This window comes from Cellulophaga sp. RHA_52 (genome assembly GCF_007827205.1).
Lineage (GTDB): Bacteria > Bacteroidota > Bacteroidia > Flavobacteriales > Flavobacteriaceae > Cellulophaga > Cellulophaga lytica.
This window is the reverse complement of record NZ_VIRZ01000001.1, coordinates 445,913-460,366: the sequence shown is the minus strand read 5'-3', so window position 1 is coordinate 460,366 and position 14,454 is coordinate 445,913. Positions and strand designations below refer to the sequence as shown.

13 protein-coding genes are annotated in these 14,454 nt (G+C 28.5%); all 13 read right to left on the bottom strand.

The features are described 5' to 3' along the window. Positions 1–32 precede the first annotated feature (32 nt). Positions 33–1,364, bottom strand: a complete 1,332-nt coding sequence (locus JM80_RS01995) for a carboxypeptidase-like regulatory domain-containing protein (protein ID WP_186439743.1) — start codon at positions 1,362–1,364, stop codon at positions 33–35. Between the two features lie 238 nt (positions 1,365–1,602). Continuing rightward, a complete protein-coding gene (locus tag JM80_RS01990; protein WP_144709083.1) occupies positions 1,603–2,760 on the bottom strand; it encodes a hypothetical protein in 1,158 nt (385 codons plus the stop codon). A gap of 113 nt (positions 2,761–2,873) precedes the next feature. Then, complete coding sequence (locus JM80_RS01985) at positions 2,874–4,382, bottom strand: T9SS type A sorting domain-containing protein (protein ID WP_144709082.1); 1,509 nt, start codon at positions 4,380–4,382, stop codon at positions 2,874–2,876. Between the two features lie 108 nt (positions 4,383–4,490). Then, the gene (locus JM80_RS01980; RefSeq protein WP_013621275.1) at positions 4,491–4,994 is read right to left on the bottom strand and encodes a hypothetical protein; all 504 of its coding nucleotides are present in this window, start codon (positions 4,992–4,994) and stop codon (positions 4,491–4,493) included. A gap of 3 nt (positions 4,995–4,997) precedes the next feature. Further along, positions 4,998–5,909 carry an AraC family transcriptional regulator gene (locus JM80_RS01975; protein ID WP_013621276.1) on the bottom strand — a complete coding sequence of 304 codons (912 nt, stop codon included), beginning with the start codon at positions 5,907–5,909 and terminating at the stop codon, positions 4,998–5,000. A 9-nt stretch (positions 5,910–5,918) separates the two neighbouring features. Continuing rightward, the gene (locus JM80_RS01970; RefSeq protein ID WP_144709081.1) at positions 5,919–6,863 is read right to left on the bottom strand and encodes an SDR family oxidoreductase; all 945 of its coding nucleotides are present in this window, start codon (positions 6,861–6,863) and stop codon (positions 5,919–5,921) included. A gap of 173 nt (positions 6,864–7,036) precedes the next feature. After that, positions 7,037–7,213 (bottom strand): hypothetical protein, encoded by a 177-nt coding sequence (locus JM80_RS16395; RefSeq protein WP_186439742.1) that lies wholly within the window; start codon positions 7,211–7,213, stop codon positions 7,037–7,039. Between the two features lie 379 nt (positions 7,214–7,592). Further along, entirely contained in the window at positions 7,593–8,435 is an 843-nt protein-coding gene (locus tag JM80_RS01965) for a hypothetical protein (protein WP_075695001.1), read from the bottom strand. A 501-nt stretch (positions 8,436–8,936) separates the two neighbouring features. Next, complete coding sequence (locus tag JM80_RS01955) at positions 8,937–9,329, bottom strand: hypothetical protein (protein ID WP_144709080.1); 393 nt, start codon at positions 9,327–9,329, stop codon at positions 8,937–8,939. Positions 9,330–9,576: 247 nt separating this feature from the next. After that, entirely contained in the window at positions 9,577–10,596 is a 1,020-nt protein-coding gene (locus JM80_RS01950; protein WP_013621282.1) for a hypothetical protein, read from the bottom strand. A 455-nt stretch (positions 10,597–11,051) separates the two neighbouring features. Beyond that, positions 11,052–11,558, bottom strand: a complete 507-nt coding sequence (locus JM80_RS01945; protein ID WP_144709079.1) for a carboxypeptidase regulatory-like domain-containing protein — start codon at positions 11,556–11,558, stop codon at positions 11,052–11,054. Between the two features lie 140 nt (positions 11,559–11,698). After that, positions 11,699–13,159: a leucine-rich repeat domain-containing protein gene (locus JM80_RS01940; protein ID WP_013621289.1), complete on the bottom strand. Its 1,461-nt coding sequence runs from the start codon at positions 13,157–13,159 to the stop codon at positions 11,699–11,701. Beyond that, complete coding sequence (locus JM80_RS01935; RefSeq protein WP_144709078.1) at positions 13,132–14,265, bottom strand: hypothetical protein; 1,134 nt, start codon at positions 14,263–14,265, stop codon at positions 13,132–13,134. The genes JM80_RS01940 and JM80_RS01935 overlap by 28 nt, the downstream gene beginning before the upstream one ends. Between the last annotated feature and the right edge of the window lie 189 nt (positions 14,266–14,454).

Genomic DNA, 14,454 nt, shown 5'->3' with positions numbered 1-14,454 from the left:
AAAAACAAGCTTTAAACAGCTTGTTTTTAATTTTAGTCTAGATACTTTTCCTTACGAGGCTTAGTATTTTTAAATTCTGACAACTTAATAGTATACAGGTTTTTTGATGCTTTGGATTTGTAATTAAAGTAGTTAGAGCCACCAAGTATGTATAGCTTGCCATTTAAATAATGCATATTAGCATATTTTAAAGGGATGTCTATTTTGTATTCTTTTAAAAGTTTTGTTTTGGTATTGTAAGTAAGTATTTTTTTTGAATCAAAAATATATATGATATTATTGTTAGAGGCTAGAGTAGGTCTTTCAATTCCATCAAATAAGTTTCCCTGTGCTTCCCACTCTGCGGTTTCTAAATCGTAAGCTTCAATATCTTTTAATGGTCCGTTATGAAAACCACCAACTAAAAAAACTTTATTGTTTGCTAATACGCCATTGGCCTCTTTGTCCTTTAGCATTTTTGTTAATTGATACCTGTGACCAGTACTGGTATTAAATAAGTAAGAATTGTTACGATACAATTTTTTTCCGTTGTCTAATACCTTGGTAGAGCCCCCCATAATAATTATATTATTTTTATAGGTTACAGCTGTAAAATTAACTGCTTGGTGTGGGTATGCATCATCAATACCAATATCATTGGTAGTTGTATTAAAAACTTCAATTTTATTATTTAAATACTCTCTTTTTTTGTTTGGAGATATTGTTTTTCCTCCAAAAACATATAAACTTTCATTTACAGCAACTGTTTTGTGGTAAGCTTTTTTATTCAGGTTTTGTTTTGAAACTTCCCAAGAGTTGTTTTCAAAATTATAAACCTGTATTTTATTACTGTAACTTACCCAAGAGCCGTTAATTCGTAAATTGTTAATTAGCTCTCCCATTGTTTCAGAGTTGTCTATAGCTCTTTTTTCATTTTCTTCAATAAAAGATAAATCCCCTGCGGTAACATATAGTTTATTGTTAATAATTGTAGATCCGAAGTTTGATACACCAAATGGCATTTCTGCCAATATTTGAAAACTAATATTTTTTTTTAATTTTTTGTTAGATGAAACAACAACCTCCTTTAATTTTTCTGCATTAGACTCTAAGTAAACAATATAATTTGCATCTTTTATAGATTGCACTGTAGTAACTAAGGTTTTATATCCAAGACTAGAAAACTTTATTTTTGTTAATGGCGATAAACCAGAAGTATTTTTTAATTTAAAAACACCTCTTGCGTTGGTAAATGTGCCATTACTGGTGTTAACGACAGATATACTTGCGTTATCAACCGGTTTATTGGTTTCTTTATTTAAAACAGTTCCTTTAATAGTTTGTGCAGTACTCGCTAAGGTTGTAAAAAAAATAAGTAGAGCCAAAATCATATTGTTACTTATTTTGACTCTTGAAATTTGTGTTTTTTTTATAGACATTTTAGTTTCTTCTTATCACTACTAAAAATAAAGTATTTAATATATTTAGTTTTTTCATTTGCGTAAATGTTTATTGTAAAATTCCAATATAGCAATTTATAAGAATCTACGCACGCAGTTTTGGTTATATTAATTTTGTTGAACTATTTAAATGGTATTTTTACTACTGGTTTGTTTTAAAAATTTAATTTGTAACATTTGTAGTAATATTAAGTTTAACTGGCTGTATTAAATCTGCTGTTGCTTCATGATTAACAAATTTTGAATGGAACACAGCTGTAGATTTGTATTCACCTACTGGTAAATCTTTTATCACTAACACGTTTATGTCAGCACTTTCTTTAGGAGCAAGGCCAATTGAAGTAAAATTTCTTCTTGCTGTAATAAAGTCTATATCAGAAGTAGGTATTTTATTTTCATAGGTAGTTGCCATATTAAATTCTAAGATATGATTCCCAACATTTTTCCATGTAGTAATACCTCTAAAAGAAGTTGAACTTGCTGTTGTTGTTATATCTGGCGTAGTAATATCTGTATTCTCTATTGCCACAGGGTTTTTTACATCAACAAATACATTTACCCATTTTATAGTATTATTTGCATCATCTCTCAATACAATAATAAATCTTTTTGGGTAAGAAAAATCAAAACTAGTTTCTGTAGTAGGGTATGCTGTATTTACATCTGTTATTGAAATAGAGGAGTCTTGTGTATAAAAAACATCTTCAGCATCAAATGTTGCCGTTGGTGTTAAATTAGAAAAATCTGTGCCAGTAGGAACAAATAAATAAATTGTTTGGCTGTTTACATCATCTACTCGTTTTTCAATGGTAACATCGTTAGTTAATTGCGAATTTTTACTTGCTTCAAACTTAAAATCTGTTACTGTAAGTGTAGGTGGTGTTTGTATTACTTCTTTTTTAATATTTACAGTGTAATGTAAGAGTTCTTCTGATTCATCTAACACATTTACTACAGTGTATATGTGATTTTGTGTTTCATAATTTAGTGAGGAGGTGTTGCCAGGTAAAACATTAAATTTACTCAAGTTCAATTCATTTGACGTAAAGGTAGCAGCAATTTTACTTAAAGAAACGGAGTTTGGCACTACAATATTAATTTCACCATATACTGTTTCCTTATTATCTATAATGGTAGGTTGTATTATTTCTATAGAAATTGGTGTAATACCAAATAATGGAAAATCAAATAATTTAGCATCTTCAATCTTAATTATATTTTCATTGGGTTCAGTATTGTTATCGTCACTCTCATTACAGCCTAAAAAAGTTGTTATAAATGCAGTGAAAATTAAAATGGTTGTTATGCTTTTTTTTATCATTTTTAATAGTTGGTTGCGTGTTAGTTTATATAAATTTTTGATTGTATTATAAAGTATACGGTTAAGCATAAATTTTAATATTTATACCTAACTGTATACTTGCTTTTACTTAACTATTTAAATAGTATTTTTTTACTAATAGTTTCTTTTCCTAATTTTCCTTTAAGAATAAAAATTCCTTTTAAACCATTAGAATTCCATTGCAATTCATTTTCTCCTGTAACTGTTTTATGAGTTACGTTTTTAATATGTTGTCCGTTTAAATCATACAAATCTAGTATAAGAGTTTTAGGCTTTTCTGTATTGTATTTAAATGTTAGAGTCCCATTTGTTGACGGATTTGGGTATACTGCCAGTGGATCTAATTTGGTAGTTTGTACAAAAGATCTTGAGGCGCTTTTTTGATTGGCAGTTATGTTTATGGTAAATGTTTTGCTTTGTGCACCATCATAATCTCCAATTTTAATAAATCTTGGTGAAAAATTATAGTTAGGATGTTCAAAAAACAGCGCTCTATTGTCGTTTGGTCTTGCAGGAAAAGAATAAAATAAATGCCATTTAGCTCTTACTCCATTATATGCTACATTTTTTACTTTTTTCCATTGGCCGTTTACAAGTTCAGCTAAGTACACATTTACATCTCTTATGTGTTTTGATGTGTTACTGGGATCTGTAAATTTACCTCTTACCTCATTAAAAGTGTTTACCTCATTAATTTGTGGTATGGTTCCGTTACCATTAGATAAACTATAATAATCTACGGCTATAGAAGGCCTATGACCAAATTGAAACCAAGCAGTTACCGCTTTTTTACTCACGTCTTTATTGGCATCTCTAGATTTATTTTTGTCTGCGTTGTATGTTGGTGCGTCTCCTGCAAAATGGTTTACGGTTAGTATGGTTTTGTGGTCTACGCCTCTGTCTGCTATAAATTTATTTGTATCCCATAATTGTGACACCTGACTTGCTCTATAAGGGTTTTGTACTGTGTGTGAAAACTCATATCTATAAAGATTACTATTGTAGTTTGTTTCTGTAAAAATAACTAACCTTTTGTTTTTAGTAATCATTTCTTGAATTGTAGGGTAGGTATCTGAGCCAGAATTTGCAGGTCTGCTAGCGCTAACAAAAGTACTGTGGTTGTATATGTAGTTAGATATGTTTTTGTAACCCGTTCTTCTGCCGTAAAAAATATCATCTAAACCACTTATTCCTAAATTAGCTCCTGTTTGTATGTGAAGTGTTATTATATCCAATGGATGATTTCTTAACCATTCTTCCATTATATTATTAAAATCCTTAGCATCCATCATACACATATTAGGAGACCCATGTTTTAGTCTTAATTCTCCGTTTACCCTGTGTATGTCTACCATAAAGCTTCTAACGCCACTTTGTAATTGAGCCTTTATGCCTTTGCTTTGGTTTCTTCCTCCTAAGCAGCCAAAAAAGCCTTGTGGAGCATCAGTATCATTATTATTAGCATTGTGGGTAATAAGCCAAGAGACTTCATCATATCTTCTTTGCTTATTCATATGGTTAGCATCTTGTGCTAAAACAAATTGCAGGTTGCCTAAAACAATAATTAAAGTTATTGTTTTTAGTGTAAGTAGGTTTTTCATTTTAAAATTTGGTTTAAGTTAATACGAACAAAAACCAAAGTTAGTTGGCAAAAATGATAGGCAGATTAATTAATAGTTATTAGAAAATTAATAATTTATTTTTCGTTTTCAACTGTTATTATTCAGTAGTTTTAGCTCTTTGTGGTAAGTTTCAATTCTTGCATAAGCTGTGCCATCTACCAATAAAATTACAATAAGCATAGCAACAGTAGTAATGCTAATGGCACGCCAAATAGGTGTTGTAATAAATAACATTACCAATGCGGCAACAACTATTAAAATAGGGATAACTTTAAATACAACGGTATATTCTTTTAACGTGCTTTCTGTACGTTCAATTTCAGACTCATAAAAAGCAGCTGCATTTGTAGTAAATGCTTTTTTAAATTGTGTTATTCTAGATTTGTTGGTGAAAAATAGACCAAGTCCTATAGTCATAAGCAATACACCGGCTACCAAAGTAGGAATAATGTATGCCTTTGCTAAATCGGTTTTTCCTAATTGCCAAAAACCAATACTTGCAATTAAAAATAAGAAGGCAAATAAAATAAAAAAACGTGTAGAGAACACTTCTGCTTTTGCCCATTCTGTTGCTAATTTTAATAGTTCCATACTTTAATTAAGTTTATATTTTTCTCTGTATTGTGTTGGACTTATACCTTCTTTCTTTTTAAATAACCTAGAAAAGTAAGGCGGATATTCAAACCCTAACTCATAAGCAACCTCAGAAATACTTTTATTTGGTTGTAATAGTATATTTTTTGCCTCATCTATTAAATGCAGGTGTAAATGTTCTGTAGTAGTTTTGCCAGTTTCTTTTTTTAGAGTGTCACTTAAATAACGTTGAGACACTAACATTTTACTTGCTATTTGTTCTATGCTGGGTATTCCTTTCTCTTGCAGTAGACCAGTTTCTAAATAGGTAGATATTTGCCTGTTAAATTGTTCTAATAAAGAGGTAGAGAACTCTTTTCTGTTTAAAAACTGTCTTTCATAAAACCTGTTAGCATACTTTAAAAGCGTGCTTAGTTGAGAAATAATAATGTCTTTACTAAACGCATCTTGGTTGTTTTGATATTCAATTTCTATGGCGGAAGCTATTAATTCCATTTGTTTTTCTTCTTTAGGAGAAAGATGCAATGCCTCATTAACAGAGTAAGAAAAGAAACCATAGTTTTTTATTTGCTGCGCTAACTCTGTACCTTTAATAAAATCTTCATGAAAATTTATAGAAAAACCTTTTTGCTCAAAAACCACGCTACTATCCCATTGTAAAACTTGCCTTGGAGCAATAAAAAATAAAGCACCATTAGTAAAATCATACTTTGTACGCCCATAATTTAATTTTCCTTTTACAAACTTTTTAAAGCTAATAGAATAACAATCGTTTGTAATTGGCGGCGAGCTCTCTTTAGGGCACGGTAAATTACCATTTCCTTTAGAGTTAAAAACACTAAGCATTGGATGCTCTGGACTTGGTAGCTCTAAATAATCTAAATAAGCAGATAATGTTTTAAAATGTTGCATACTACAAATTTAAATATTCCATTTTACACCTGTCTCTTTCTCAGAAAGTTCCCATAATTTTTTAGAAACCGCTTTGTCTTTAGCGTGTGGTTCTAACTTATGTGCGCCAACAAGGCCAACCCAATTGCTTCTTCCTGTAGGGCCGTAAAAACCAGTTTGGTCTAAATTTTCTTCTGTAGCACACATTAATTGCGGGTAAGCACCTTTTTCTGCAGATTGTGTAAATGGTTTCATTAGAAAAAACATAAAGCGCATAAGTAAGCTTCCGCTTGTGTTAATTAAGTTTGTTCTTGATGCTCCTGGGTGGCAAGCATAGGCCTTAACGTTAGTTTTGCCAGCTTCTTTTAACCTATCTTGTAGTTCGTAAATTGACATTATTTGTGCTAATTTACTTTGACTGTACGCATTGTTAGGTGTATAATCTTTATTCCAATTTAAATCATTAAATTTTATGGTTTTAATTCCCATATTATACCCCATACTACCAACAGTTACAATGCGCCCGTTAGATTTTTCTATAAGCGGAAACAACAAAGCTTGTAATGTCCAATTTCCATAGTAATTGGTGCCCATTTGACTTTCCCAACCATCTATTGTTAGCGTATGTTTTGGTACTTGTGCAATTGCAGCATTACAAATTAACGCATCAATTTTAGTAACGGTGTTAAGCACCTCTTGGGCAGCTTTTTTTACAGAGGCTTGTATTGATAGGTCTAAAGTAATATTTATAACATTGCTATGGCTACCAACTTCTTGCTTTAAAGTTTGTATAGTATCATCAGCCTTTTTAGGGTTTCTGTTAAGCATTACCACTTTAGCATTTTTAGACAGCAATATTTTAGCTGCTTCAAATCCGGTTCCGCTTGTTGTGCCTGTTATAACAAATGTTTTACCGCTTAAATCATCAATTCTTTCTGGTGTCCAACCATTTTTGCCAAATTTATTTGCTTTCATTGCTGTCTGTTTTTTTATAGATTAAAATAACATTGCAAAGATGAGGTAGTAATAGGCTTAAACGCTTATACAAATTTTCGGATGTTGTATACTTTTTGGTTGTGTTAGGTTATTTAGATAGTTAAGCACCTAGTTTAGCAAATTAAAATTTCTTTCATTAGCTAAACTTGTTTTTAAGGTCTATTGCTTTCTTCCGATTTATTTTTTTTATCAAGTGTAGTTCCTATTCCAACTCCAACAGCTATTCCAACACTAAGCCATAGTCCCAGATTATCTGTTGCAACACCAACAGCGGTTCCTATTCCTATTCCAATAGCAATTCCAATGGGTAGTTTTTTATTTTTTTTCATAAAGATTTTAATTATTTATTTTTTTTGATGTCTATTCTGTTCAAGATATATTATTGGTACACACATCTATATTATTTGTACTCTCGTGGTAGTAAACGTTACAAATATTATTTAGAATCTTTAGTATATTGCTTATACGTATTTATTTAAGACAATTGAAGTTAGCGTGTTTGTTTATGGCCATAGGCTATTTTCTAATTTTTCCCGTTCTCATAATAATCTATATAATTTTGAGCATTTATGGATTGAACGGTTACGAAAAAAAGTAATAACACCTTAATTTTATAATTGTTTTTAGTTTGAATCTTTGTTTTAGCTTTAACAATCTTTCATTGATAATTAGCAATTTTTATATTCTCAATAAATTGATTTACAGTAGTTAATTGTTGTGATAGCTAATTTTAAAAGTAAAAATAGTTGTTACAGTTCCATTAGAAGATACTTCATTAACAGTTTTTTTTGTGATATTCTCTTTTTGGTCGTACTCGTATTTTATAAATTTTATTTCATCATCATTTTCATAAAAATGATGTTCTGTTAATAGACCATTATCGTATACTTTGGTTTGCTTGCTATCTAATTTGTTATCTATAAAAACTTTTATTTCTGTACACTCATTTAAGTTGTTGTAATAATATTGCTCTGTAAAGCCTACATTGTCATTAGTAATTGTATTTGAGTGTTGCATTTTTACAAGTAATGCATCTTTATATTCATATTTTATAGTGTTGCTGTAGTTTTTACCATCTTCATTGTAGCAGTCTTCGGTTACCAGCAGTAGGTTGTCGTTTTTGTCGTATTTGTATGTTTTTTCACAGTAGGTATTAAACAATAGGTTACTGTCTTTAGTGTATATAACGTTATTGTTTTTATCTATTTTTTTAATCGACGACTCTGCTAATTCATCATCTTCAAAAACTTTTACTACAATTTCATTTTCTTTGTAGTCATATCTGTATGTAGTTGTGTAGCCACTGGATGTTAATAGTGTTTCAACTTTGGTTTTTAATTTTCCGTCTAAATATGTATATTCTTCAGTACTTCTTGCTTTCCCCCGATAATAGATGGTTTCATTTGTTAAAAATCCGTTTGTATTAAACGTTTTAACATTTTCAATAGATGGTGCATCATCTACGTGTAATACTTGCGAAAATTCGTTTACACTCTTTACGTTTCCTTTTAGGTTCAATTTTTCTAAATCGGTTATGTTGGTTTTTTTCATTGTACTATTTTGGGCGTTGCAAATGGTTGTTAATAGAAATAGACAAGTAAATAGTGTTTTCATAAAAATAGATGTAGATATTTTTTTATTTTAGAATTAATGGTTGTTCTAAGATTAGCTAAATATTAAATAGTATGTAAACCCAATAGCATATAGACATACTAGTATAAAACTAAATAGCCAATTCCATTCAAATTTTTGAGTCGTGTAAAATTGTATTGATGATTGTACAAAGGCTGTTAAAGCTGATAGTACAGCGATTAAAACCAAAATTATAGCTAAATAAATTAAGGCATCAAATTGTGTGCTCCAAAAATAATAGCTTAGTTTTATAAATACCATTAAGCCTGCAGTAAAAGTTAATAGTAAAGAGGTTATTAAAAGTTTGTTTATATTCATATTTTAATAATGTGTAGTGTGTGTTAGCTATGTTTAATGCGTTGTTTTATGTTATGGTTTAACTCAACATCATAAATATCTTGCTAACTTTATTTTAAAATGTTACTGTTTTTTGGCATTTTTAATAAGGGTGTTAAACTCCTTTTCAGAGATTATTTCGTTCAATAAAAATTCGTTTTTAATGGTAGTATACTCACCATTTTCCTTGACCATACGGCTTTCTACATATTTTACAATTCCACCACCCATTTTCTCATGTAACTCCTCTACAATTTTCTGTGCCGTTTTTAAATCGACATTTAAACTTTCCTTAATTTGTTTTATCTGGTCTAATTTATTATTAGATGTAAATGTGAAGGCATCTTTATTGGTAGTTGAATTTTTATTTATAATGAACGTTGGTTCTTCGTTAATAGTGATGGTTTCTTCTGTAGAAAAATCTTTTTCTGCAATATCTAATACCTGATTATCATAGTAGTTAGGATTATCATTCAAATTTTCAACTATATTATGGGCGTCTTTTAAGCTAATATTGGTTTTTGATGTTATATGTGTAATTGCTTTTTATTTACTTTCATTTATTAATTTAACTAAATCTTCTTTATTAAATTGTGCGTTATTAATTATAATATGCATAAATGTTGCTTTGGAGTGGTGTTAAGTTTATGTGTTTAAAATAATAATTAAGCTTTATGTAAATAGGCAATTATAATTGATGCCATTTGCCAATACTTATCTCTTTTTAATTGTCAGGTAAATTAATTTTAAAGGTTTTTGAATAATATTTGGGAAGGTATAAATAGGCGTTTTCTAATTTAGTGGATGACGAAAAAGCAACATACTCTTTACCTAAGTACTTTTCTTTAGCTTCTTTACTTAAGTCAGTACTTTTAATTAGGTCTAAAAATTTAGAATGAAATGTCTTTTTGTATTCGTCAAATGATAGGCTTGGGTTTTCTTTAAACTTTTGGTATATATCTTTATAAAGTGTTTTGGCACCAGATGACATACCATTTGTTGCAATGAGTCGTTCCTCATTTTCATTTAAATTAATCAAATCAAAATCTAAAAGGTTAATGTTGTTTTTAAAATCTAATATGACAGTATTATTCATAACATCAATAACTTTAAACTTGTAATTGCCAATTTTCATTTTTGTTCCAATATCAGATTTTTTAATTTTTACGTAATCATATCCATAAACAAATCCGCTTTCAAATATTACTGAGCCCTTGTATATTTCTGTATTTATGTTTGTATTAATATTAAAAGTAGCATTAAGTGTGCGCCAACGGTGTAATTTTGTGCTACCGTTTTTATATACAGAAGAACTATTGGAGCCATAGAAAATAGTTCCACTATTTTGTATTTTTAAATTTAGATCTTCATTGGTAATATTACTTTCCTTAATAGATAATTTAAAATTATCCATTAAATTATTTTTAGCAAACTCCGGAAAATGTGAATTTAATTCTAAAACGTGATTAGAAAAGCTACCCTCTTTAATATTTATTGCTCCGTTTTTTGCCAATGTATCTAGAATTGCTTTACAGTCTGCCTCTGTATATAATGTAGAGTTCCACGGTAATTTGTAATTTTGATCTATTTCGGCATCAACTTTTTGTGCATTAAATAGTTCAAAAACACCTTCGTAAGAAAATTTTTCATGAGATTCAATTTGTTCTAGCATAAAAGAGTTATATTCTTGTGCAACAGCTATTGTAGTTATTAATAGTAATAGAAGCGTAATTTTAGTTTTCATTAAATTTAATTATTGGTAAGGATACATAGTGAACTGTCTCATTCACAAAAATATATATTCTTCAATCATTATTTCTCACTGATTTCAGTGAAAAAAACTGTTGAATGTTTGTTCATTTTTTTGTGTTCTACTATTTATTTAAAAGCGTTTAATTTTGAGATTATCCCTTGTTATAAAATCCAAAATTTAGAGAAGAAATAAATGTTTTTAAACTTTAAAGTACATTAAAAAGCAGTAATCTACTATTTATATTTTAAAAACGGTTTTGGATATGGTTAGTGCAGGAGTAAATAAGCAATTAATTTACTATTAAGTACTTAGTTTGAGCATTTTAGTATTGCTAAATAAAGCCAATTCAAAATTATTTGGTAGACTTAATAAATATTCACTAAACTTTTGTAGTAAGGACTAAAATCCGTAATGCTTATAGGTGTTGTTGTCAGTAGTATTTATGGTTACCTTTCAGTATATTTTTTATAGGCTTTTTTATTCTCAAAAATGGTGTCTTTTGCTATAGTCTCATAATTTGATTCAGTATAAATTATCAATTCACGTTTTTCTCCAGATTTAAAATTTAAATTTTCAAAGGTTAAGGTTGGAGTTCTGCCGTATATGTATGGTATTAGCTGTAATTCGTATGATCCTTTTACTACTTCTATTTCAAAATTACCAATAGAATCGGTTACAGTTTTAAATTTCTTGTTATTTTCTTTTTTAGTAAAAATTAGTTCAACACCTTCTCCTGCAGGCCTATTATAATCACTTACTTTTCCATTAATAAACACTACCGTAGTATCTATAACTTCTTTTACAATATTCTCTTTAATTTCTCCCCAAAAACTTGGTTGAAATTTAGCTATTTTAGCTGAATACGTTTTTCCTGTTATGCAAGAATAAAAACTAAATAAGACCAAACTATAAGTTGTAAGTAAAATCTTTTTGTTTTGAATATATTTTTTCATAATACGCGTAAAGTGTTTGTATATTGTTAGTTACGTGATTAAGAAACTAATTAGCAAATAAAAACCGAATAGAAAAACCGCGAGTACATACGCTTCAGGATTTGTAAGTTAGCTATGACTGGTAATTAATTATGTATATATTAATAATCCATTTTTTTTATTTCTATTGTGGAATTTTTCTTCTGTATTTTTTTTATATCTGATTTTAACTTTAAAAATAGGTTTTTATCTAAATAGATAGTTAGTCCATCAATATTACTGAGATTTTCTGGCAAATTTTGAATATTGGTACGATCTAAGTATAATGTTTTCAGTTTTTTAAAATCTCCAATAAAATCAGGTATTGAGTTAATTGGGTTTTTACTTAAATGTAAATATTTTAGATTAATAAGGTTGCTAAAAGAGTCGGGTAAAGAACTAATATTGTTGTGACCTAAATCTAAAGTTGTTAGATTTTTTAAATACCCTAAGTTTTCAGAAATAGAAGTTAATTTATTCTTACTTAAATTTAATTTAGTAAGTTTTTTTAACTTCCACATACTTTTAGGTATGGAAGTTAATTTATTGTCATAGAAATTTAAAAAAGTAATATTCGGTAAACTTTCAAAAATATTAGGTAATTTGGTTAACTTTTGTGAGGAATATGTAATACTCTTTAACTTTGATAAGTCTTTTATATTTTCATGAAATTTTTCCAAAGCGTAAAACCGATGTGTTTTAATACTCGTAAGATTAAAATAAAACTTTAATTCTTCAAAGTCTGCCACATTTAAATAAGGGGGCATTTCTTCAGTTACTTTTCCTGTTTTTGCATATGTATATCGTTCTAATTCAGGAAGCTTACCATTGGGTAACAAAGTTATTTTTTTTATAGAGCCAAGAGACAGATATTTTTTTGCTTCAAGCCTATATAGCGTGTTATTGGAGTTGCTTAAATATTTATTAAAAGATTCTTCAGTTTTTATGCTAAGAGTTTTATCCCAATTACTTTGATCAATTTTATTTTGTTCTCTTATTTTTTGTTTCTCTTCATCTTCTAATTTTATCCTAGCTATTCTCTTATTTTCTCTAAGTTGTTTTACATCTTCAGTATTAAATAACCCATTGCCTCCTTGAGAAATTGATAGCTTCGTAAGTTCATCATATTCAGACCGTGTTGTACCAGTAGACAGCATAACACTCTCTATTCTTTCTTGTTCACGTTTTTTTTCTAATATTATTTGTTCTGCTTCTATACCTTCATCAATTTTATTTGAATATGATGCAATATCTTTAAAGATGGCTTTAGAAGGGTTTAAGGTATAAAGAATTTCTAACTCTTGTTTAGCTTTTATTAATTCGTTTTGTTTTACTAATATTTTAACCTTTAAATTTTGAGAGGTTGCTAATTTAATACCTTTAGACAGTTCTTCTAAACTCTCTAACTTGTCTAATGCTTTAGAGTAAGCCCCATTGTTGTAAAGCTCTTCTGCTGTAAAATAATAAGCTTTAATTTTGTTCTTGGTAACATTATCTAATTGTCCAAAACTAATTTGTGAAATTAGAAAAAAGAAGGTAAGTATTGTGATTTTTTTCATTGGTATATCTGATTTAATTCCCATTCTTTTGCCCTATTTAAAGCTTGTTTTTCTTTAAGTCTTTTTTGATTTTTTTCATATTCCTCTTTTCTTTTATCTCTCTTATAATCATCATGTAGAAGGTATAGTCCAGTAACCTTATAAGAGCGTCTTTTTATTCTTTTTGATTTTAAAGTAAATTCATTAATTAAATTCCCAGATGCATCCACAAATCCTATTTTATAGATTGTACTTAAATACAAATAAGGAGATTCTTTTGTTCCAAAATTTTTCTCTTTTACTACAATTGAAACTTTAGCAATGCCTTGTTTGTACTCTAAAATTTCCCAGTTTTTAAAAGGGATTAAAATATCTCCTTTAGTATTAACTACGCCTTGTAAATTGTTTTTTGTAGTGATTTTAAAATCTGTACTATTGTTTGCTTCACTTAAAAAATCGTCACTAGAGTCCTCTCTAGAATCGCTTAAAAAGTCATCAATATTATTATTTTCTTGTTCAGAAAGAAAGTCGGTAGGTGTATTATTAGTAGTAGCTAAGAAGTCATCAATTGAACTAATTTTGTTATTTCCATTTAAAGCATCTAGCTTATTAGAAATGGTTTTGCTTTTTTCAGATTCATTCCTTATCTCTTCATCCAATAAATCCATTTCTTTTAGGTGAGAATTTACATCATTATTTTCTTTTTCTTCTATTCCAGATAATTCCTTTAATCTAGTTTTGGCGTTTCTAACATTTTTTTTAGCCATACTTAAATCCTTGTTTAAACGCTTGCAGGCATCTTCTTTTTTAGCATTTATTTTATGATTCAAATTGTTAATTTCATTGCAAATTGAAAATAGATTGGGATTATGACTAATTTTTTTTATAATTTTTTGATAACGATTAATATGTAGTTGTAATTTTTCTTTACTGTCAAATGTTATATAGCTTTCCCAATCATAAATAGGTGAATTATAATGTAAACTTTCAATTAATTGATATAATTTTTCTTCTTTATCAATGATTTGGTTTTTTATTTCTTGAACCTTTAGTTCCTTTGTGGGTAAAGTTTTATCCCAAGTTGCTTTTTGGGCTTGTGTTAAATTGGATAACAGCAAAAATAATATTGAGAACTTTAATTTTAAGTACATAATTTAACCTATATAATCTTTAAAATAGTATTTTTTAATTTAGATATTATTATTTGTATTGAGTTATTGAATAGAGTAAATTATTTTTAAATTTCTTACTAAGTGTTTTTTATATAATACTTATACGTATATAAGCACCTAATTTAGCAAATAAAAACCGAATAGAAAATTAGACTTTACAAACACACA